At 40.2% G+C, this 22,397-nt stretch carries 23 protein-coding genes; 3 read left to right on the top strand and 20 right to left on the bottom strand.

The genetic code is table 11. The features are described 5' to 3' along the window. Positions 1-53: 53 nt before the first annotated feature. A complete protein-coding gene (locus BMY70_RS13855) occupies positions 54-548 on the top strand; it encodes a hypothetical protein (RefSeq protein ID WP_090335788.1) in 495 nt (164 codons plus the stop codon). Next, entirely contained in the window at positions 545-2,362 is a 1,818-nt protein-coding gene (locus BMY70_RS13850; protein WP_090335787.1) for a M64 family metallopeptidase, read from the top strand. Before BMY70_RS13855 ends, BMY70_RS13850 begins: the two co-directional genes overlap by 4 nt. A 24-nt stretch (positions 2,363-2,386) precedes the next feature. Here the strand turns inward: BMY70_RS13850 and BMY70_RS13845 are convergent, their stop codons facing one another. The 14 genes from BMY70_RS13845 to BMY70_RS13780 all read right to left on the bottom strand — a co-directional run bounded on the left by BMY70_RS13845 (position 2,387) and on the right by BMY70_RS13780 (position 14,420). After that, complete coding sequence (locus BMY70_RS13845) at positions 2,387-2,689, bottom strand: hypothetical protein (protein WP_090335786.1); 303 nt, start codon at positions 2,687-2,689, stop codon at positions 2,387-2,389. Between the two features lie 3 nt (positions 2,690-2,692). Then, positions 2,693-3,457: a ParA family protein gene (locus BMY70_RS13840; RefSeq protein ID WP_090335785.1), complete on the bottom strand. Its 765-nt coding sequence runs from the start codon at positions 3,455-3,457 to the stop codon at positions 2,693-2,695. Between the two features lie 334 nt (positions 3,458-3,791). Further along, positions 3,792-5,030, bottom strand: coding sequence for an MFS transporter (locus tag BMY70_RS13835; protein WP_090335784.1), 1,239 nt, complete (start codon positions 5,028-5,030; stop codon positions 3,792-3,794). Between the two features lie 12 nt (positions 5,031-5,042). Further along, complete coding sequence (locus BMY70_RS13830; protein WP_090335783.1) at positions 5,043-5,279, bottom strand: hypothetical protein; 237 nt, start codon at positions 5,277-5,279, stop codon at positions 5,043-5,045. A gap of 79 nt (positions 5,280-5,358) precedes the next feature. Beyond that, on the bottom strand, positions 5,359-5,946 hold the full coding sequence (locus BMY70_RS13825; protein WP_177197021.1) for a TetR/AcrR family transcriptional regulator: 588 nt from the start codon (positions 5,944-5,946) through the stop codon (positions 5,359-5,361). Between the two features lie 97 nt (positions 5,947-6,043). Next, positions 6,044-6,493, bottom strand: a complete 450-nt coding sequence (locus tag BMY70_RS13820; RefSeq protein ID WP_090335782.1) for a DinB family protein — start codon at positions 6,491-6,493, stop codon at positions 6,044-6,046. Then, the gene (locus BMY70_RS13815) at positions 6,493-7,971 is read right to left on the bottom strand and encodes an Eco57I restriction-modification methylase domain-containing protein (RefSeq protein WP_090335781.1); all 1,479 of its coding nucleotides are present in this window, start codon (positions 7,969-7,971) and stop codon (positions 6,493-6,495) included. The genes BMY70_RS13820 and BMY70_RS13815 overlap by 1 nt, the downstream gene beginning before the upstream one ends. A gap of 490 nt (positions 7,972-8,461) precedes the next feature. Continuing rightward, positions 8,462-9,112, bottom strand: a complete 651-nt coding sequence (locus tag BMY70_RS13810; RefSeq protein ID WP_229209607.1) for a hypothetical protein — start codon at positions 9,110-9,112, stop codon at positions 8,462-8,464. Beyond that, on the bottom strand, positions 9,109-9,609 hold the full coding sequence (locus BMY70_RS13805) for a hypothetical protein (RefSeq protein WP_090335779.1): 501 nt from the start codon (positions 9,607-9,609) through the stop codon (positions 9,109-9,111). Before BMY70_RS13805 ends, BMY70_RS13810 begins: the two co-directional genes overlap by 4 nt. Before the next feature lie 79 nt (positions 9,610-9,688). Beyond that, positions 9,689-10,705 (bottom strand): hypothetical protein, encoded by a 1,017-nt coding sequence (locus tag BMY70_RS13800; protein WP_090335778.1) that lies wholly within the window; start codon positions 10,703-10,705, stop codon positions 9,689-9,691. 44 nt (positions 10,706-10,749) lie between these two features. Further along, on the bottom strand, positions 10,750-11,763 hold the full coding sequence (locus tag BMY70_RS13795; RefSeq protein ID WP_090335777.1) for a hypothetical protein: 1,014 nt from the start codon (positions 11,761-11,763) through the stop codon (positions 10,750-10,752). 10 nt (positions 11,764-11,773) lie between these two features. Continuing rightward, positions 11,774-12,451, bottom strand: a complete 678-nt coding sequence (locus BMY70_RS13790) for a hypothetical protein (RefSeq protein ID WP_090335776.1) — start codon at positions 12,449-12,451, stop codon at positions 11,774-11,776. Positions 12,452-12,699: 248 nt separating this feature from the next. Further along, positions 12,700-13,386: a LytR/AlgR family response regulator transcription factor gene (locus BMY70_RS13785; protein ID WP_090335775.1), complete on the bottom strand. Its 687-nt coding sequence runs from the start codon at positions 13,384-13,386 to the stop codon at positions 12,700-12,702. Then, positions 13,383-14,420: a sensor histidine kinase gene (locus tag BMY70_RS13780; protein ID WP_090335774.1), complete on the bottom strand. Its 1,038-nt coding sequence runs from the start codon at positions 14,418-14,420 to the stop codon at positions 13,383-13,385. The genes BMY70_RS13785 and BMY70_RS13780 overlap by 4 nt, the downstream gene beginning before the upstream one ends. Positions 14,421-14,600: 180 nt before the next feature. On the opposite strand from BMY70_RS13780, the gene BMY70_RS13775 reads away from it, so the two are divergent. Then, a complete protein-coding gene (locus BMY70_RS13775; RefSeq protein WP_090335773.1) occupies positions 14,601-15,521 on the top strand; it encodes a sugar phosphate isomerase/epimerase family protein in 921 nt (306 codons plus the stop codon). Between the two features lie 57 nt (positions 15,522-15,578). On the opposite strand, the gene BMY70_RS13770 is transcribed toward BMY70_RS13775, so the two are convergent. The 6 genes from BMY70_RS13770 to BMY70_RS13745 form a co-directional block, all read right to left on the bottom strand. Continuing rightward, a complete protein-coding gene (locus BMY70_RS13770) occupies positions 15,579-17,027 on the bottom strand; it encodes a hypothetical protein (protein WP_143072097.1) in 1,449 nt (482 codons plus the stop codon). A gap of 458 nt (positions 17,028-17,485) precedes the next feature. Then, positions 17,486-18,487 (bottom strand): alpha/beta fold hydrolase, encoded by a 1,002-nt coding sequence (locus tag BMY70_RS13765; protein WP_090335771.1) that lies wholly within the window; start codon positions 18,485-18,487, stop codon positions 17,486-17,488. Positions 18,488-18,580: 93 nt separating this feature from the next. Beyond that, on the bottom strand, positions 18,581-19,744 hold the full coding sequence (locus BMY70_RS13760) for an MFS transporter (RefSeq protein WP_090335770.1): 1,164 nt from the start codon (positions 19,742-19,744) through the stop codon (positions 18,581-18,583). A 331-nt stretch (positions 19,745-20,075) separates the two neighbouring features. Beyond that, positions 20,076-20,492 carry a hypothetical protein gene (locus BMY70_RS13755; RefSeq protein ID WP_090335769.1) on the bottom strand — a complete coding sequence of 139 codons (417 nt, stop codon included), beginning with the start codon at positions 20,490-20,492 and terminating at the stop codon, positions 20,076-20,078. A 325-nt stretch (positions 20,493-20,817) separates the two neighbouring features. Continuing rightward, on the bottom strand, positions 20,818-21,699 hold the full coding sequence (locus BMY70_RS13750) for a bestrophin family protein (RefSeq protein ID WP_090335768.1): 882 nt from the start codon (positions 21,697-21,699) through the stop codon (positions 20,818-20,820). After that, entirely contained in the window at positions 21,696-22,283 is a 588-nt protein-coding gene (locus BMY70_RS13745; protein WP_090335767.1) for a 3'-5' exonuclease, read from the bottom strand. Before BMY70_RS13745 ends, BMY70_RS13750 begins: the two co-directional genes overlap by 4 nt. Between the last annotated feature and the right edge of the window lie 114 nt (positions 22,284-22,397).

The following is a 22,397-nucleotide window of genomic DNA, read 5'->3' as shown; positions in this document are numbered from 1 at the left end:
GCTTTTGTGTATTTTAGTGTCTATATTTTTAGACCTCCCAAAAAGTAATACACATGCTGAAACGTTCTGTACTATTTCTCTTCATTCTTAGTTTGCAACTGATTAATTGCAAACAGGCAAAGTCGTTTGTAAGCGCGAGTGAGCTTCCAAACTATGACAGACAGGCGGCGGATCATATCTTATTTCTGGATTTTTTGCTCACTCAGGAAGGTAAAAATGCAGCTGTTAAGGCAAAATTGGTAAATTCAATTGCTGGTAACGGCAGGATGAAAGATCTTGGTTCCGCAAGAATTCAGCAAAATCAAATCAAAGCGGTTCATTTTTTTACTGATAAAAGACAGCCAGTTGAGATTTTCTACGAACATCCCTTATTCCGTTCGGTTGAGGTTTTCAGTAAGGATGGAACTTTGAGCCAAGACGCTCAGGTAGCTCGGAAAGGCATCCTTTCCATACGTGTTCAGGACGATCCTGCACGGGAGAAAATTGACCTATATAGCGTAACTCCAGAAGGAGAGTTGAAAATATACAGTCTTCTGGTAAAGAAATGAGACTATTTTTTACCATACTCGCTTGTCTGGCTGTTTTGTGTTCAAGCGCTCAGAAATTTCCTGTAGATACCATCTACAAGGCCGGCCCGATCGACAATCGTGTGAATATTGTAATTCTGGGGGATGGTTTCACACAGGAAGAAATGCCGAAATTTGCATCAGAAGCGAAAAAGTTTGCTGACTTTTTTCTGAGTTATTCTCCCTACGATCGGTATCGAAATTATTTTAATATTTTTTCGATTGGAACGCCCTCAAAAGACAGCGGTATTACAAACCCGGGTTCTGCCATTGATGCTTATCCCAACCAACCGGTCGAGAAAAAGGATACCTATTTTGCGTCATCTTTTGGTCAGAGTATTCACCGTCTTGTTACCATTTCTGGTTATTCTGCTTTGTCTGATCTGCTGGCGAAGAACTTTCCCTCATATGATTTAATCGTCATTCTGGCAAATTCTCCCTGGTACGGAGGGTCAGGAGGTTCTTTTGCTGTTCATACGCTGGATAGTCAGGCCAACAAAATCGGTGTGCATGAGATTGGCCATACCTTGACACGCCTGAATGACGAATACTGGGCCGGCTCAGGTTATGGCTGGGAGGCACCAAATATGACAGGAAACAGCGACCCTGGGTCAATCAAATGGAAAAATTGGCTTCACGCAAATAATGTCGGGGTTTTCCGGCACGGCGAGGGCGAAGCCTCTCACTGGTTCAAGCCAACTTCCATGAATTGCCTGATGGAGGTTTTGAATAAAGAGTTTTGTAACGTATGTCGCGAGGCAACCGTGGAGCGAATTCTGGATTTGGTTGATCCTGTCGAGAAATTTACTCCAGCCAATAATGAGCCCGTTGTCGTCAACCAGCAGGGGCAATCTTTTATTCTGGAATTATTAAAGCCGAATCCCAATTCACTCTCCGTTGAGTGGAGCCTGGATGGGCGCGTACTAAGAACGAGAACCGAGAAGTTGACGGTTCCGTATCATGTCCTAAGAAGCCGTATCACAACGCTGACTGCTACCATTTTTGACTCAACTGCTATCAGTAAGCAAGACGAGCGCCAATTTAAACGCTCAAAAATAATTAGCTGGAAAATCGAGCGGAAGGACGCTCCTTTACGGTTTCGGATTTTGGCGTCGAAAGATTCTATTTGTGCCGGAGAGGCTTCGATTCTTACTGCACTTGGCTGCCCGGGTTCCATTGTGTGGTCAACAGGTGAAAGGACGGAGATTATTTCCGTACGTCCAGCCGGCTCAACTTCTTACAGTGCTACGTGTCGGGATGCGTCCGCGGTTTCATATGAAGCATTCATGAAAGTAAATGTGAATCCAAATCCGGATGTCACATCTTCCAATGACGGTCCGTATTTCGAAGGTGCGACGGTTCGTTTGAAGGCCTCCGAGAATGACAGCTACAATTGGACAGGCCCAAATGATTTTACATCAAATCTGCAAAATCCCACATTTACCAATGCAAGACTTTCTGACGCCGGTTTATATGAGGTTGAGGTAAAAACCAAAAAGGGATGTTCAGCAAGATCGCAGACAAGAGTTATTATTGACCCACTTCCAGCCGTTGATGCTGATCTCAGAAATGCAGTACAGGTCTTTCCAAATCCGGCAAAAGAGCTGGTGTACATCAAAGTCGGGCTTGCAGGATTATCGGAGTTCACACTTTATGATTTGAGCGGAAGAAAGATGCTTCAGAAAACTTTCCTGCAGGCAACGGAAATCAACCTAAAAAAATTAAGTGCGGGTAACTATGTATACCGTCTGTCGAACGGCAAGAATCAGACTTCCGGGAAATTGTTGCTGGAATAAAACCCAGCAACAATTATCCTTTTATCAGCTAACCAAAGACTTCGGCTTGCGGCCAACTTTGGTTTTATTCCTGATTTTTTCCGGGCGGGGACGAATCTCCGCTGAGTCAAAATAGCGTGTCAGTGCTTCAAGAATAATATCCTTCTGAGTGAGTCCTTCCCAATATCCGTAGTCCTTCATTTTTTCAAGAAGAGCGTAGTCACAATCAAATGTAACTTTTGTGGGAGCAGAATTATTTTCACTTGTTGATGAATTTGCTTCAAAATCGTCGTTGATGTCAGAGACAATGGGAAGAGGTGCGAAATCAAATTTCTTGTCCTTTGCCATATTTTAATTGTTTATACGTTCCAGAATTTCCTTCGTTAGCTTATAATAATCTTCGGCTCCGTTACTGCTTGGGGCATAATCGAAGATATTAGTTCCGCCCGCCTGCGCTTCAGACAAAGCAATATTATCACGAATATAGCTATTCATAAATACGTCACCAAGTTGCTCCTTAGTAGCGCTGATAAGTTCGTGACTTATTTTCTTTCTTATTTTTGGATTATACCGTGTTGCGAATACGCCGCCAAGGTTTGTTGTCGGACTTATCTTTTTGATTTCCGCGGAGTAAACCAGGAAGTTGCGAAGACCTTCATAACTTAAAAATTCAGCTTGCAATGGCACATAATACTGGTGGCAGGAAACTAGTGCCATTCTCGTATTTCCGTTCAGGGCAGGCGGGCAATCGATGATCACAAAATCATAACGGTCCTTTATTTTTTCAAGTGCAATTTTCAGATTAAAAGGGAAAATCGGAGCTGACTTGATCGTGTCTTCCTTGTGGCTCATTTCTGCTGAACCAGGTAAAATATCCACATCTCCCACATGCTTTACGATTTCTTCAAATTCATATTCTCCCGTGATGAAAGAACCGCTGTCTTTTTTCAAACCGCTGTGAACAATTCCAAAACTTTTTGTCAAACTGGCCTGAGCGTCCAGGTCTATTACCAGCACTCGTGCATTAGCAAACTTAGCAAGACCCGCTGCGATACTCTGTGCGGAAGTAGTCTTTCCAACACCACCTTTGTTGTTAACAATACTGATGATCTTCATTTAAAAGTATTATATGTATTAAAAGTTAAGAATTTACAATTCGTTTGGTTTGTAAATAAAGGTAAAATATTGATAGAACTAATAATATAAACTAAAAAGATTTTAAAGTTTTAATTTTATTGATAAGTATAGTATTAATAAAAAGTATAATATGTTCTATATTTAAAATTCGTTAAATAGCCTCTTAACAGATATTTATATATTTTTATGGTATATCTGAAAAGCATGAGTATGTTAAAAAAGCCTTTCGAGGAAAGGCTTTTTCAATTAATACGATCGTTGGAATACCAAGATATATTTATGTTTATACGAGATTTTGCAGCTTCTTATCCAACTAGGCGTGATTACGGGTCTGTATGCCAGATGTGTATCGATGAAGATTATACATTAAAAATACGGTAAAGAAGACCGCGATAACAACGACATTTCCAAGTATACCGTAGTTATCCAGATACCCGGATGGCGTTTCTTTCACGATCATACCGGCGATGATGGAAGCAATGCCGCCTGCGATTTGTTGAATCGAAGCGTTGACACCCATGAAAGCACCACGGTCCTGCTGTACTGGCACAGCAGTCATTAACGCACTCGCGGAAATCATCCTGGCAGTGATTCCGACAAACAAAAGGACATTGAGAACGATGATTATCCATAGCGGCGTGACGCCGAGATTGCAGTAAATTAAGGTGATTATTGATGTAATAACCGATCCTATAAGGAACATTTTATATTTGCCGATATTGTCGCTCAGTTTCCCGATCATAGGGCTGGCGAAAAGCATACACACGCCTGTGACCATATACAGGTAGGGAAGCTGCGTGATACTGATTCCCAAATTATGGACGCCAAATGCACTCCCGAATGGCATTAGCATAAAGCCACCCGTGGCCAGAAGTGTGGTCGCTGCGAAGGCTTTGAGGTAATTTATATTGGAAAATATGGCCGTTAAATGCTGAAAAGCATTGGCTTTGGTCTGTAACTTCAAATGCGCATCAATAGGTTTCATGTAGATCAGAATGGAAAGAGCGACGAGGATACTTAATGCTACGATCATTTGAAAGGGAGCGTGCCAGTTGAACATGTTTGCCAGAAATAGACCCAGTGGAATACCAATCACCTGGCTGCTCGCGAATGCCATCTGTACGAATCCCATAACGCGCCCGCGAACCTGAATGGCAAAGAGATCTGTAATGATCGCGTAGCTGATCGAGCTCATCACGCCGCCAAAAATTCCTGTAACGATTCTGGCAATCAGTAGAAAATGGTAGTTCGGAGCCAATCCACAAAGGAGAGTTCCAAAAATAAATCCACCATAAAAAAACAGTAAAAGTTTCTTCCTGTCAAACTTGTCGGCGAAGCCTGCCGCTAGTAAACCGGCTGCTCCGGCGCTGAAAGCATAAGCCGATACAACCAGGGCAAATTGTGCTGTAGTGATGGAAAGTTCCTTTAGTAAAATGGCTCCCAACGGAGAGAGAACCATGAAGTCAAGTATTACTGTAAATTGTACTATTGCAAGAATAGTAACGATGAACTTTTGGTAACCTGTAAATGTGTCTGGTTGACTTTCTGTCATATATTAATGGTTTTAGTCGATCAACTCTTCGCAAATGAAGCCTTCGCTGTTCAGTATCTGGATGACGTGATCCGTGTGTGGTACGTTCGATTCGATGCGAAGAACATTGTCAATGTCTGTAAGGTCCACGTTCCATCTGATAATCTTAGTCTCTGCATTCAGGACTGGCTCTATTTTCTTCATGTCTCTATGGTGCAGATTTGTCTTGAAAACCAGCACATGTTTATTTTCCTGAAATTGCGTTTGCATGACGAATGAATTTAGGTGATGACATTTATCGAGACGACGTTTGAGTAGACAGAAATACTTTAATCAGGACAAATAATTTTCAAGGCTTCAATGCTTTTAAAACAAGTGAGAGCGTCTGATCAATCTGTGCTTCATCCAGAATGAAAGGCGGTCGTCCGGGCATACTTGTTCCGGAAATATGAAATTTGACCAATTGATACAGCGGCGCAAAAGCAATGGACCAATAAATTTCAATCGGTAATTGAATAAGTTCATTTCTGGCTATTGCCGTATGTACAAACCGGGTCATTGCATCAATAAACCTTCGGTCGATCACGGAGCGGTCAATCAGCGGCGAATGTTTCATTTGTTCCATGAAAGTCATACTCAATGGATTGTCCAGACAATATTTCAATCGATTCATCCATTGAACTTTCAGTCCTTCATCAAAATGACTTTCGGGATCAAAATTTACAAGCGTTGCTACTGTCATTTTTTCAAACTCTTCTGTGTAAAGCTGCTGGATCAAGTCCTCCCGGTCCTTAAAATAAATATAGATCGTTGCAACAGAAACAGATGCAGACTTAGCAAGTTTATGCATACTAAGCCCATCAAATCCCTGATTTACAATCATTTCAATTGCCTTTTCTCTTATCAGGATTTCCTTGTTAACATCTCTCGTTCTCATATTATTGCAAATATAAATGAACGTTCGTTAATTTTAGTGATTTGTTGAAGTTTATTTTGTCATGGATTAACTATCTGTGAGATGTTCTTAGACTTTATTAGTAAGAGACGATCTGATGGAGGTGATGTTCCAGATGATCGACATAGTCTGTGATATAGAAATGCAATGGCTGTGGTTTCCCGTCTCCCCCCACGCCAGTTAAGCGAAGGTTTTCTTCCGGGATAAATTTAAGAATGTGAATAAGATGTTTGTTGTAAAGTGTCCAGAAAGCGATAAGGTGGGAGCGATCCAAATCAATATAATGGCTAAGTGAATTCCACTGGTTTTGATCGTAAGATATTAAAGTGCCGTGTTCATGTTGTATCCGTATAAAACGGTGATGGTTATTGGCTGCACTGTCTACCAAATGCCCAAGTATTTCCTTTTTGCTCCATTTCCCGGGAGATGGCTTCACCAAGAATTCTGAATTGCTTATTTTTTCAAGAAGTGGCGGAATAATTTTGCAAAGGCGACGAAGTCTTTCGATAGATTCAGTTACAACGATCATTAGGGAATGTCAGTAATGATAAATTTTTCAACTATTTTTTTGTTATACCCTTTATAGCCACCTTGAAAATCACGGCCGGCGATGGCGATAAAATCTGCCATTCGCTGCGAATTCAATTGTGATAACAGGTGGTCGTACTGTCCATCATATTTAATAAAATAGCCAGAGTAAACCGTACAATCGGGATTGTCGTACAAAATGAAATTTGGAAAGCGGTTCATCGGAGAAAAGATAATTTTTTTTCCAAATGATGAATCAAGTCCCTGCGCACGGCCAAAAGCGTACCAGGCTACTGGATTCACCTTACCATTATCCCGTTTCAAAAGTTGACTCTTTATCTTTTTTAAATATTTATAGGCATGAGGGAAATCCATTTTTAATTCATCTTCTGAAATAATTTTATGCTTTCCCAATTCGTTTTTTTTGTAAGGGAAAAGAATATATTCCGAAACCGGATCTGATGACTTTTTCAGCTTTGACCCTTTTACTGCTGGTTTTAAGATAGATTTTTCAAACTTGCTAACAATTCCATTTTTACTTACAGCTGTCAATAAATCGTCTTTTTCTTCAAGTATTTTGAACAGAAACAATTGATCGGCCAGTGTGGTGATGCCAACCGATATCTGACAAAGATCTCCTAATGTAGTTCCTGATAGAGTCACACCTTCTTCGGTTGTTAAATGCCATTGTGAATCCCCGTCGAGTTCACTAAACTCAATATTTCTAATTCCGTATTGAAAATCATAATCACTTAATTCATAACGAAAAGTTTCGCGTTGCTGCCTTCCGAAAATGGTAATCGCCGCATAGGTACCGGTATTTCCAAAAATCCTGACAGAACGGTAATTCGTGATCTGTTTTAAGTTTTGATTTTTTACAAAATGCTCACGTAGTGGTCTCGCGGTCTCGGAGCTTAAAAACGAATTGGGTGTAATAAACCCGCATGTTCCATTTTCTCTTAACAAGTTACACGCAAGTTGAATAAATGCCATATAGGCGTCCGTAGAGCCAGCCCGGCAAAAGGAATATTTTTTTTGAACAAATTGTCTCTGTAAACTGTCGAGATTTTGGATTCGTATATACGGAGGATTTCCAACGATTAGATCAAATTTCTCCTTTTGATCTATTTGTCGCAGTGCATCCAGGTTTTTAAGTTTCCAGTCAATACTCAGCGCATATGGCTTGACCAACGCATCAAGATTATGTCGGCATGCAGCGATCGCGTCTGCGTCAATATCCCAGCCGTGTATGTTTTCAAGATTTTGTTTTAAATCTTCCCTTTCGGAATTTTCGATTATATATTGCGCGATAGAGATAAGAAAACGCCCGTCGCCACACGCAGGATCAAGAATAGTCTGAGATCTGAAATCGAGCTCATAAAAACCGGAATCTTTAAGAATTTTTTCTACGATATGGATCGGTGTATAGACCTGTCCAAGCAACTTTTTTTTATCGTATGTGCGTGTCTGTGAAGCCATTAATTTCTAATAATCAATTCCTTTTTTCTTTTCGAGAATTTTGGTGACAAAAATTTAGCACTGTGATTGGCTTGATCTTATCTATCTGTTTCAAACCTTGTTTATCATACGCTCTTATCAAAGCATGGTCTACCAGCACATTTGTATCCAGAGATAGAACCATAATCCAAATTTGTCTTTTATTCCTGCATCTTTAATTTCCTTATCAGTCATTTTGCTCAATAGACAAACTTTTGCAAACCCCATTAATTTATGTGGAAGTGATTTTTGAAAGTCTTCTATTTCAGATTTAGATAGATTATTTTTTTGAATAGCTTAACCAGACAATCCTTTATAAGGCTGGAAGTGAAGTTTCAGGTCATGAGGCGTGGATTTTCGATTCCTGAATTACCGATTTTTTAACTGTTAAAGTTAGTTTAACTTATGTCTCTTTAACTTTTTCCATTTACATGTATGTTTTAAGCTATACTTTTTAAATGTACGTATATTTCTAGTTTTTCAAATAACAGATTCGAAATCCTTTCAGACCGCGGATATAATCAGTTACCACAGGTGAGTCGATATCTCCAAACAATATTTCATATGTATTCTCATGGAACGTAAATGAAGTATGGTCATGACGAACACGGGTGGAGCCTGCTTTGTAAAAAGTGCCAATTTCTCCCGTGGTTAATGCATCCTTATCAATAAAACCTATCAGTGACGCGATTGTGCCGCGAGATTCGGATTGATGGAACGATATGCAGAAGTAATGTGAAGTTTTCGATCCAGGCTTATGAAGCTGATGAGCGGGAATATTCAGGACAAAATTGGACGACAAATCTCCCGAACGTCTTTTCATAGATTTGATATCAACAGAGAAATTTTGCTCCTCTGATATGATCAGGAAATCTTGTCCGAAATCCCGACCATCACTTGCGCCGAATGATTTGGCAGGGCGGTGGAAATGGTAAAGATCCGCAAAGATGATTTCACCTAATGTTCCGGTGTAACGCAGCATTCTTGTTCTGGAAAACCGGTCGTCGTGATGATCCCAAATATTCGGAATTTTGTAATGGCGAAGTGAATGTTCAACCAATTGGCGGGCAAATTGTTTCTGCTCGTCACTTACCGAGATTTGTATGTAAAAGGAATTTCTCAAAACAGTTTGCTCCACGCGAATCTAATGAGCAATAGCGTGCCGACAAATCCAATTACAATATAGGCAAATGGTACGTAAGTAAAAGCGACCAAATGAATTCTGTCTACAAACCACATCATCCCGATCATAGCTGTAATCAACGTCAAAAACCCTGAGAGTTTTCCAAATCCGGGAATTAATGAGAAAGGAATTTTCTGCTTAATGAGCATCAACGTTAATACCATGGAAATAACGGGTAAAAATTGCATGATAATATTGGCCTGCCAGATACTTTGTCTTTCGAACAAAAATAAATAAATATTGAGCGTGACAGCGAAAATTCCGGGAATGCAGACAGCATAAACGATGATTGCATAGATGATTCCCCAAAATTTAACATCCCGGCTGCCCGTCGCAGTCTGGCCAACGATCCAGGCGATAAGCGGCAGAAGAATAAAATAGCTGGCAAGTGGCCAATAATTGGAAGAAACCTGATTAAATAAATCTCTAAGCGTCATTTCTTATTATATAAAAAGGGAAAAATGGGGCAGGGGGTAACCCTTTCTCCATTCCTCCCTTCACAGAATCTTTAATTTTTTATAAAGTTAGCAAGAAACCAATTGTAAAGTTAGCATCCCAGTCGAAAACAAATTGCTGGCAGCCCGTAGCATCAGCCACGGCTTTATAAATATTGATGCCCGCTTTTGATTTTGCGTTTGATAATTTCGAATAATCAGAGGGCGCACTTAAAACTGTGAAGCGTTCTTTGTCTTTACGGACTTCCTTAGCCATTTCAAACGGCACGCCTCCAATAATAAATGCTGTTTTGCGCAGTTCCGATGGGACCTGTTTTGCTTTCGCACTTACTTCGTCATATACTTTTTTATCGTCTGTACCTTCCTGGAAATATTTAGCACCATAAGTTTCAATAGCTTTTATCCCACTTCCTGCGATCCAGGAAATTTTTGTATTACCAGATCCAATGTCAACTACAAATGATTTTGTTGCATAATCGGCCGGTAAAACAGATTTCAATGCAAGCTGTCCTTCCTGTTCCGCGGTTACCTGGTTTACAACATATCCAAGTGATTTCAAGGCAGCTGTAATTTTCTTCGTTACATCCGCTTTTGCAGCACCTGAACTTACTACGAAATGGATATCTTTTTTACCAACTCCGAAATCGAGCATTGTTCCGATGTACTTTTTAAGGCCGATACGGATATCTTCGTCCGTAGCCATATTTTCGGTTACAAGGCTGTTGCCGAATTCTGATTTTTCAAGTTTCCAGCGTTTTTCACTGTCAACTTTGATGATAAAAGAGTTAAATCCACTTGCTCCAAGTTCTACAACGCCTTTCAATTTTCCATTGACTGGCTCAGGGGTTGTGTAGTCAAAAGCTTGTTTTGATGGAGCGGCTGCAGGATTCTCGTTTGAAGTGGCATCGGAGGTCTCGGAAGATTCTGAATTCGACGATACCGAGTCAACAGTTGATTTTTGTTCCTGGGCCACTTTTTCAAGGGCCTGCTGGCCGCCAAAATATTTATAGCCAACAAAAATGGCTCCTATAACCAGGGCTGTAATTAATAATCTTCCGGCAACGGTTAGTCTTTTCATTGTTTGTTTAAAGTAAATTGAAAAATGTAGTTGTAATAAATCGGTTAATCCAGTAGGCCTTTGTAGCTCGAACTTTTCGGAGGATCAATTGAGCGGGAAGGCGGATTTGGGGTATCGAGCTGTATCAATTTGAAATCTCCTTTGTTATAAGCTTCCAGCATCGCCTGACCTTTATCCGACAATATACCATTCTGAACATCGACTCCATTAATAAAGTCAAGTGAAAGATCCATCGCGCGTTTCATTTCTCCGAGTTTCAGGCTCATATCGTCCTGGATATATTCCATCGACTCATCGAAATAAAACTTTTTGTCAGGATTGCCTTTAAAAATACTTACCGCAGTACGCAGCGCGTTCGAACTTTCTTTGACAATCCGATATTCCGCCTCTTTTAGTTTAACCTTGATCTCCGTTTCCTTAATAATATAATCTGCGCTCTTGTTCACTTTTTCCATGAATTCGAGAATCGTTTTCATATTGCGTTGCAGCGGGAACAGCTTCTCATTCATTTCCTGTAAACCAGCGCCTTCGATCGTCGCCAATGAAGCCGTTTCCTTCATTCCCGGGCGGTCCGTCATTTGGCTTGCCTTGTTCGCTTCTGCAAATTTTTGCTTGATCTCTTCGTTATTCTCCGTGATTTTTTTGTTCAGTTTTACTAGCTGACCCGCAAGAATGTTAATTTGTCCCTGCATTTTTTCGCGTTTTTCTTTTAGATCGTCGATATAAATCTTCATAATCGCGATAGGATCAAGTTTGATGATCAAACCTGTTATTTTGCGCATTAGCGTTTTGAACAGGAAAAATACCGCTGTACGAACATCCTTGCTTGTGAATAGAAAAACCAGTACAGCAAGTACCGCGAGCAGAAAGCCCAGATACAATGTGTTCTGCGTCACATCGATCAAAAAAGCAGCCAGTTTGTTCCAGTAGTATAAACCAAAAGCGCCAAGTCCGCCGAGAAAAAGCAGTGAGGTAATCCCTTCCGGCTTGCTCCAATAGGATCGCTTGGAATGATCATCCTGCGAGCCGCCGATTTGTGTGAAGTCTGGTGATGCCATAGTCGAAGGTTTATTTTAGGTATTGATTAATTTTAGTAAGGTCTGAATTTATCTGTTCCACAAAACTCTGGTATGTAATTTCAAAGCTTTGACGGTTCGCGTTAAGTTTTGAACTTTGTTCTGCCACTTCACCGGAAATCTGGCCCAGGCGATTTTTATTATCGTCGATTTTCTTTTGGAGATTAGCGATTTCCTGCGCGTATGCAGTATTGTTCTCTTCCAGTTTTTTTACTTCATCCGTTAAAGAGCCGACGCGCTCCTTTATTGCCCGGTCTACATCTTTCAGGAATGATTCCCGGTCCTTTCCCAGGATAGAGAGATACTGATTTGCCGAGGTTGTTAAAATGGAATTATCCTTGATTCCGCCCATTGCCTTAAAGCTGGCCCAAGCAGCCTGGAATTTCTTTTCCTCTCCAAGCTCAAGGCTGTCCATACTCTGCAGAGCCTGTTTAAATTCGAAATAATCCGGACCGGGTAAGTTTGCTTTTTCCAGCAAATCCACAAAATGTTCAACAAATTTCCGGTCAACGTTCGCTGTTCCGGCAACGTTCGGTACAGTAGCCGCAGGAACTGATTTTGCTTGCTCCGCAGGAGTTTCGGAAACCGGTTTAACTTGTGTAGGTTCTGTACTTTCGTTAATAAAAAAGCTCAGTATCTTCTTGCCGATACCAGGTTCAGAATCTGCCATTTTTCAGTTGATCTAGGTTGGTTGATAGTCGTAACGAGAGTAGTAATAATGCCGTATTTTAGCGGATTTACTGCTTTCTTGTATCAATATTACTAAAATTCAAGTGATTTATTGGTGCAGTATAGTTACAAATGGCTGCCTGAATTGATGGAGGTCATAATTCCTTGATGAATTATTCAAGCGCAAAAAAAATCCGGACCAAAAGTTTGATCCGGGAGAGCCATCTTCCTGGGTTTTCGGTGTTCAAATTATTCCTTGAACCGTCTGGCAAATGATTCTTCATAACTCGAACCGATCGGGATTTCTTCGCCAGCCAGACTGATGATTTTATTTCTGACGTTTTCGATTCTTTCAAACGGGATAATAAACGAACGGTGCACACGGATAAATTCCTGCTCTGGCAGTTTTTGGAGCATGGATTTCATCGTCATCCGGACGACCAGTGGCTTGGCGTTTTGAATATGGATTTTTAAGTAATCGTCCAGTCCTTCGATAAACAAGATATCGGCATAAGCGATTTTATGTAGACTGTAATCAGCTCGGACCAACAAATATTTCAAACTTTCAGGCGGATTTTTGAAATGGTGGTACTCTTTCGCTTTATTTGCCGCTTGCTGAAAACGCTCGAATGTGAACGGTTTGAGTAAATAATCAGTGGCATTTAAATTAAATCCTTCGACAGCATGTTCCGCATATGCTGTGGCAAAAATTACCATCGCTTCGTGCGGAATAGACTGATAGAAGTCAAGCCCGGACATAGAGGGCATATTTATATCCAGGAAGATCAGATCGACAGGATTGTTTTTTAGATATTCCCTTGCGTCGCCGGTCCGGCTGAATGTTTTTTGCAAATCAATGAAGTCGATCTTAGCGCTGAAATTCACGAGTATCCGCAATGCTGGCGGTTCGTCATCCAGGGCGATAGTTCTGATCATGCGAGATTAAGTTTAAGATCAACGATAAATTTTTCATTGCTATACTGAATGCTCAATTGGTGCCTTGCGGGATATAACAACTGCAACCGGGCCTTGGTATTTCTTAAACCAATGCCGCCAGAAGAATCTGCCTCCTGGCTACCAAATCTAACTTTATTGTTTGAAACGTATAAATTAAGCGAATCATTTTTAGAGGTTAACGAGATTTCGATTAAAGATGGATGTTCCGGATTTACGCCATATTTGAAAGCGTTTTCTATAAAGGAAATCAATATCAATGGCGCTATCTTTTGGTTAACAACGGCCCCTTCTGTTTGAAAATTAATGACAACTGTATCATCGAGACGAAATTTTTGTAGTGAAACATAATTCTGGATATACTCGATTTCTTTGTTCAGCGGCACCATGTTTTCGCTGGCGTCACGGATTACGTAACGCATAAGGGAAGAAAGCATGACCACCGCATCCGCGGTCCGATCCGATTTTTCAATAGCGAGTGAATAGATACTGTTCAATGTATTAAAAAGGAAATGAGGATTTATCTGAGCCTTCAGATAAGATAATTCTGTATGAAGCTTTTCCTGTTCAGATCTTTTCAACCGATCGTTGATCTTTACAGCAAATGAAACAACAAGTCCTACCAGAAATAGAAACATCGTCTGACTGTTTTCAAATGCGCCGGGAGGTTTCTCAAATCGCTCTGATTTTGGTGGGCGATCAGGAAAAGGTGCGGGCATCCTTGGTTTTCGGTCTAGCTGATGCATGAGAAGAAGAATACCAGCAAAAAAAACGATGACAATTCCTATATAAGTGATATGCTTTTTAGCAAAATAAAATTTCGGTATCAAAACATAATAATTCACATAAAAAAACGAAAGCATCAGCAGATAGGAAAGCAAATTTGTTCTTTCATGCGCATTTTTTTCCAACACAACAACCGTGGGAAATCCCGTTGGGGCGAAAATGTACGGAAGTGCGAGAAAAGCGAAAATGAAAAAACAATGACTAAAAAACTGAAATATCCTGATCTTCATATGGGTCTGTTTTCTGAAATGTACGAAACGGGAAGTTGACTAAAAAACCTTTGCGGTAATTGGGCTTAATGTGTCGGTAATTCGCATAGATTTCAAATGATATCGTTAATTTCACCACAGAAAGTTTTACCAGACCGGACTTTTCGAGAAGAATGACTTTATTTACTAATCCCTTTCATTATGCTTAAATTAGGTTTTAACAGTGCCATCCTGGCTGATTTTGGCTTTGAGCATGTTGTAAAATTTGCCGGAAACAACGGATTTTCATGTGTTGAGATGATGTGCTGGCCTGCCGGTAATGCAGATAGCCGAAGGTACGCCGGCGTTACACATATTGACGTAAACAACCTGACAGACCAACGTGTCTCTGAAATTCAATTCGTTTTAAAGGAAGCACAGATCAGTATTTCTGCTTTGGGCTATTATCCTAATCCTCTGGATCCGGATCCTGTTAAATCTGAATTTTATCTGGAACATATTAAAATGGTGATCCGTGGTGCGGCTAAATTGAATATTCCGGTCGTAACAACCTTTATAGGCCGGGATCCGTCCAAGAGTATCAAAGAAAACCTCAAAACTTTTGCAGATGTCTGGCCTGCGATTGTCAAAGTAGCAGAAGAAAACGATGTAAAAGTGGGTATTGAAAATTGCCCTATGTTTTTCACTGATGACGAGTGGCCGGGCGGAAAAAATCTCGCGATAAGCCCTGCGGTCTGGGACAGAATGTTTGAAATTATTCCAAGCCCGATCTTTGGTTTAAACTATGATCCCTCGCATATGATCTGGCAAATGATGGATGAGGTAAAACCGATCTATAATTACAAAGACAGACTTCACCATATCCATTTGAAGGATGTAAAGTTGTACAAGGATAAGCTCGATAAAGTTGGTATCATGGCAAATCCGCTTGAATATCATTCGCCGAAATTACCCGGACTGGGTGATGTCAACTGGCGCGGGTTTTTCGGTGCACTTACCGATGTTCGTTATCGGGGGCCAGTGGTTATCGAAGTGGAAGATAAAGCTTATGAATCCAGTATCACCGACGTTCAAAGCGCGATTTTAACCAGCAGAAATTACCTGAGACAGTTCCTGGCTTAGGCGGTAAATATTTTCACAAATCCGGGAAGATTGATGTTATGTCATCATTTCCGGATTTTATCGTGTTCTTTTAAAAATTCTTAGTCCCTCAATCGTTGCGAGAAGTGTGTAGTGTTTTTTTATATAGGTATTAATCACAGGCACTCTTTCGTAAGGTAGCAACATCCTGCTGAATATCGAATAGTCTGCGGGTTTAGTAGTGTCGATAAATAAAACCGGCTTGTTCGTTTCCATGTCCTGAAGAAAATCTTTTGTCCAGAATGGGATTAGTTTAGATTTCAACGAAAAATGAAAGGTGTGCGCGTCCCGAAATCCCATCGCTCTTTTAGACCTGACATATAGCTGATCGCGCCAGCCCCAGACTACAATGGGTTCATTGGCTTTGCTCTCTTTTTCTATGAGCCTGAGCACCGCAAAGTCTAAATTTTCGAAGGAAGTGTCAGTCTTTTCAGGACGGGTGTAAAGATTGAAACCTGCCATAACCGTACAGCAGACAAGGAATGCGAGGGCCAGATTTTTTCGGTATTGTTGTGCCGCGAAAGCGATCAGCAGTCCAAGCAAAAGCGTGATCGGGACCAAAAGATATAGTCTGTAATGCTGAAAAGAATTTCCTGACTGCAGAATTGAATAAAGGCTGATAAGGGTGAAGAGCACTGAAAAAATAATCGTTTTTTTCTGCATATTATCCCAGGTCCGGATCGTATTCCTACAAGATATTAGCGCTGTGAAAATAACAAACGTAACGGAGAACATGTATATCCTTGAATTTGCGGAATAATAAATAAAATTAATGATCCGGACCGGATTGAATCTCTCGCTGATTGGCACGTTAGAAAACTGCGTTGTGTATGAATAGTAAAAGTAATTCCAGAAGTAATTATTCCAGAACACCATTAGTTTATTTTCTGACAAATAGTAGATATTGATGCTTAGCGTCGGTAGAAGTCCTCCCCCGATAAGCTGCCAAAAACGTTTCCATTCTCTTCTTTGTATAATTTCGATAATCAGCATAACCGCAATCAAAAGCCCCATAGGAACATTTTGAAATTTAACGTAAGGCAGACTACCGAGAATTAAACCGGAAAAAGTGATTGAAAAGTCTTGTTTTGTTTTGTGATTGAGGTAACGCAGGTATCCATAGGTAGAGGCAGTCAAGAGAAGTATTCCGAGTTGTTCAGAATTATAAGAGGTATAATCGGAGAGAAACATTGTGCCGATAAACAGACATAGCCCCCAGGAGATAACTAAACTGAAAGATTTAAACAGGTAAAGGTTGAGGGTCTTAAAAAGAAAAAATACTGTGGAGAGCCAAAAAATAATTCCCAGACACTCAGAAGTGTAATAATTTACCTCAACTCCTAAACCGGATATTAAAATTAATGGGAATACAGTTAAGGGACGCGAGTCTGTATAATTAAAAAAGGTCCAGAGTCGGTCAGGATAATGCTCAATTGAAATGAGCGAACTGATCCAGGTACTGGTGTCAACGTTTACTTCTATATTCAAAATGTAGGGCAGCCTCAGCAGGAACGTGAATGTCAGTAGAATTGGAAGGTATATATCTGCACCGAAGGCCCCCAATCGATTCTTTGCTGTATATGTGCAAAAGAAATAAAGACCAGCACTAAGAACCACAACGAACAGATAAAGGAACAGCTTAAAATAAAGGTGATTAACCATGAGGGGTGTTAGCGATTTCTTATTGCGTTATGTATTTTATACTTTACATAGGAATAGTTCTTTAATACCTATTATAAAAATATAAAATTTCCCTGAATGACGTTTTTACGTACAATGGTAAATTGATTCTTATGCGTCATTCAGGAATTATCATGGCTAAAAATAGCGCAATGTGACGCGGAAAACAAAAAATCTTATTTAGCGTATTCTTGTAGTTTAGTAATATCGGTGAGTTGGGAATAAAATGACGGACTATGACTTTCCCAAGTGCCAGTCCGTCTAAACTATTGATTTAAGAAATTCGTCAGTGGTTTAATAAATCTGTCAAAATCCTCAATATGTGGCAGGTGTCCAATATTGTCAAGTTCTATTAACTGACTGGTTTTTATTGAATTATGAGTTTTCTTTCCTAGTTCAGGATAATTTCCCATTAATTTCTGATGTTCTGGTGAAGCATAGTTCTTACCGACGGCACTACGATCACGCTGGCCGATAATTAAAAGCGTAGGCACCTTTATATGCTGGAATTCATAGACAACAGGTTGTGTCATAATCATATCGTATGTCAAGGCGTTGTTCCAGGCAACTTTCGGGTAATCTTTATTAAGAGTCCATCCTGCGGAAAGATTCACCCAACGGGTATATTCATCTTTCCATTTACCATCGTAATAGCTATTCAGCTGATATTTTTTTATGGACTCAAAGTTGCTTTTCAATTCGCTTTGATACCATTTATCGACCGACTGATAAGGTACTGTTAATTTGTAATCTTCCAGCCCGATCGGATTTTCCAGAATCAGTTTTTCAACGACTTCCGGATACATCAGTGTAAGACGTGAAGCAACCATACCACCCATTGAGTGGCCCAGGATGATCGCTTTCCGGATTTCCAAAGTATCCAGAATCTGCTTTGTGTTGGTGGCCAGCTGATGAAAGGTATATTGCAGATGTGCTGGCTTTGAAGATTTTCCGAAACCGATCTGGTCAGGAATAATAACACGAAAACCGGATTGGGTTAGCGCTTTCGCCGTTTTTTCCCAATAAGCGCCATTGAAGTTTTTGCCATGTAAGAGGACAATACTTTTTCCATTCGGTTTCTGCGGCTGAACATCCATATAGGCCATTTTCAGCTTTTCCCCTTGAATCGTTAAAGGGATAAATTTAACAGGAAAAGGGTATTGATAATTTTCAAGGTTAATGTCCAGATTGCGCAACGAATCATTTTGCGCTTTAAGGTTTAGTGATAAGGAAACACAAAGAATTAATGAGATTATTATGGTTTTCATATAGCGAAAAATTAAATAGCCGGAATGAACATGTTATCATTCCGGCTACTAAAAATATACCAGTGTCTATACTAAATCGCGTATAAACGTGAATTATTGAATCAATTTTGCTTTGGAGGAAAGAAGTGTGGTACAAAAAGCCAGCACTCCAACTACTGCGAATGAGAAACGAAGATCAGCCATTTGAGCAACAATACCAATCAAAGGAGGCCCGATCAGAAATCCGATGAAACTGATTGAAGAAACGGCGGCCAAAGCCATGCCGGCCGACATGGTTGTTGATTTTCCTGCGGCACTATATACCAATGGAACAACAGATGAAACGCCAAATCCAACGAGTAATAATCCAAACGTCGCTGAGGCCATATAAGGGAAAAATACCGCTAATGCCATACCTGTTGCCATAAATAAGCCGCTCACCTGAAGCATCTTCTTTCTGCCGATCTTATTCGCCAGCCAGTCTCCGGCAAAACGTCCGCCTGTCATTGTACCCATAAAGGCAACATAACCCATCGTTTTCATCGAAGCAGGGACTTTTACTACTTCCATAAAATATACGCCTGACCAGTCAAACATCGCACCTTCACATACCATGGCACAAAAACCGATCAGACCAAGCATTAGAAGATCCCGATCAGGTTTTACGAACATCGGTTGCTCTTCACCTGCATTTCGTTCACTATCCGGCATCGTATGTTTATAGGCGGTGAAGATAATGGCGAATGCGGCAACCGCGATGACCATGAAATGAATGTGCGGAGGAATATTGACAGAGATGAAAAACGTTCCGATCATGGCACTTACAAAACCTGCAAGGCTCCACAGTCCGTGAAACGAAGCCATAATCGATTTGCCATACACCTGCTCTACGGCAACAGCCTGCGTATTTACTGCGATGTTACAAAGGTTTCCCCAAAGGCCGAAAGCAAAAAGTACTATAACCAAATGTTCCGTTCTTGTGGCGAATCCAATAAAGGTTAACGTGACTGCGTAAAGTATGGCTCCAAAAAGCACCATTTTTTTACTCCCATATTTGGTAACCATCCATCCAGATATCGGCAAACTTGCCATTAGCCCCAGTGGAAGTGCTAACAAGACGGTCCCTAAACCGCCTTCAGTCAGGTGAAGCATATTTTTAATATCCGGGATACGGCTAGCCCATGCGGCAAAACTTAATCCTTGAACAAAGAAAAAAGCAGCAACGGCAAGTCGCAGATATTTTTTCGATTGAGGGGGTGCTAAAACTGTGTATGACATGTGTATTAAAGTTGCTCTGCGCCGTATTTTAACTGTTAAATAATGTAAAAAAATATAATATTTCGCAGATGATGAAAATTTCTATTATGGTGTTAATCTAATCAGGGTTATGTTTTGATATCCTCCTGTTGTTGATATATAAACGCCATTGGTTCAAATTAAATTTCATTTATTTGTATTATTTCAATAATATAAAAAGGTACTTATTGTACTATAACAAGAATTTGAAAATTCAAACAAAAAATAACGCCGTTATGGGAACAAAAACTGCTGGACAACAAAAAAAACCGGAACCTCGCGGCCCCGGTTTTTACCTTAACATTTTACCTGATTAGTCTATTGTTACGTATGCAACAGAGTCAGATTTCGATTTTACCCGTGCAACTTCCGATCTCTGGTTTCTTTCTGCGTTTGCAGGAGTTTTGTAGTTCCTCGGAGAAATAAGCGGATTAATATCCACTCCTTCTTTTTGATACGTTCTCTCAAAAACCAAAGGTGTAGCACGCGGTGCATACTTTGGAGTTGTACTTACGTAACGGGTGTTTTGTTGCTTGCTGTATGTTTCTATTGTATTTATATTCGAAACTACAATCTCATCCGTACGCTGAGCTCTTGCTTTGGCTGCTTTGTTAGGATGTTTGTAGTTGTGAGTCGAAACGCCGGGATCTATCCGATTCGACTGCGCATTCGCAGCGATTGAAATACCTGCTGCAAATATAACGGCTATGATGAAGGCTGACTTATTCATATTTATTGATGTTTATCTAGTGATTGGTAATCATGACCCATTAGGATCGTATGCAATAAACAAACTTTTATGAAAAGTGCCTAATTGGCCTGATTTCGCAGATTTTGTGCGTTTAGATAGAATCGATCGCAGAATAATGATATTAATAATGGAAAATTGCAAAAGTCCAAAAAACAGGTTTCAGTTTAGGGTTATAAGGCTTTAAAATTTAAAAATTTGCTAAAATCACGTTAAAAAATGAGCTTGAAAAAAAGTTTGTTTTTATTAAAAATTTAATAAGTTTCTAATAATTGAAGCTGAATTGTGCTAAAATCTTCTGTTTTTGCTACCGTAACAATGCCTGTGCAGAACTTTGTATGCCTGCGCATATTCTTTCTATCGGCAGGTCATTCGCGTCGTTGCCGAATGGATCTTCAATTTCTTCAGCGATTACTTCAAGGCTGGCGAGAATGTAAAATACAAACATCACAAAAGGGATAACAAGGAAATGCAGGCTGAAGACGTAACCAATCGGCAGGGTAATGCAGTAGATGAAGATGAACTTTTTAATGAAAGAACTATATGACAAGGGAATTGGAGTATTCTTAATTCGTTCGCAGGCACCGCAGATATTTGTAAAAGCTTCAAGTTCGTGATTTAAAAGAATAAGATGTTCCGGAAGTATCAGTCCTGTTTTCTGCAAAGAAATTGATTTGCGAAAAAGTGCGGCAGCGATTTGATTTGGAATATGGTCGTCGAGGCGAAGATCAGACTGTTTGAAAGTAGAAGTTTCGGTAAACTCGTTTGCTATAAAACGCCCTCGTAAATGATTTTTAAAAGCGAAGGCATAATTTGGAATCATAATTTGGAAAAATTCCCGCTCTTCCTGACGCTCCGGGCCAATTAATCCGCTCACTTTTAGGGCCAGGTTGCGGCTGCAATTCATTAATGCGCCCCATTGTTTACGGCCTTCCCACCACCGGTCGTATGCTGTGTTTGTTCTGAAAACAAGTAACATTGAGATGACGAAACCCAGCAGAGAATGCATCAATGAGATATTTTTCAAATCCGTGTTTTCTCCGATCCGCCAGACGACTACGATCAGATACGCCACCACAGTTGTATAAACCCCGATGGCCAGGATCAGCGGCGTCAGTTTACGGACTGTATCCGCTTTTTGGAAGTAAAAGATATACTTAAACCATTCCTTCGGATTATAATCAATCATATAAGTTTGACTTTGTCGATCAGTTTGAAAAATTCTTTGAAACAGCGGGCTGTCAATTGTGCATCTTCCAAAGCGTTATGTGTCTCTTCTTCTCGTTCAAAACCAAAGAAACTTGCCACTGAACCCAGACTGAGCGAACGCGGGACAGATCGGCCGTTTTTTTCTAACATCATAAAGAACAGATACGAAACGGTATGAAGATCGATCTGTTTGTTGGAAAAAGGCCAGTTCATTTTTTCCTTACGGTAGGCAAAACGAAGAAAATTGATATCATAAATAACGCTTTGACCACAGATAATGACGTTGGATAAATTTGGTTTACCGGCATTAAGTTTCTTAATCCATTTTTCGAATTCAGGAATCACCTCATAGATCATCGGTGCATCTTCCAGATCATCAATAGATAAACCATGTACTTCCTCCGATTTTGCCGTGAACGCCTCTTCGTTTTCGGGGTATACATTTTGAAGGTATGTTCCCAGGGAACGCCACTGATCATCAAAGAATTCGGCTCCGATCTGTATGATCTCGTTCCACCCAGGCTCAGGGCCGGTCATTTCAATATCAAGTACGAGGAAGGACATAATTCAATATTATTAATTTGAAATGAAAACAGTAAAATGCGTTTTTCGCAATTCAATCTTTTACTTTTGTGTGCAAATGTAAATAAACATTGGTTTTGCCTCATTGATTCATCG

It is taken from the genome of Dyadobacter koreensis, assembly GCF_900108855.1.
Taxonomy (GTDB): Bacteria; Bacteroidota; Bacteroidia; order Cytophagales; family Spirosomataceae; genus Dyadobacter; species Dyadobacter koreensis.
Note: the sequence above shows the minus strand (reverse complement) of the source record. Positions and strands in the feature narration are given on the sequence as shown.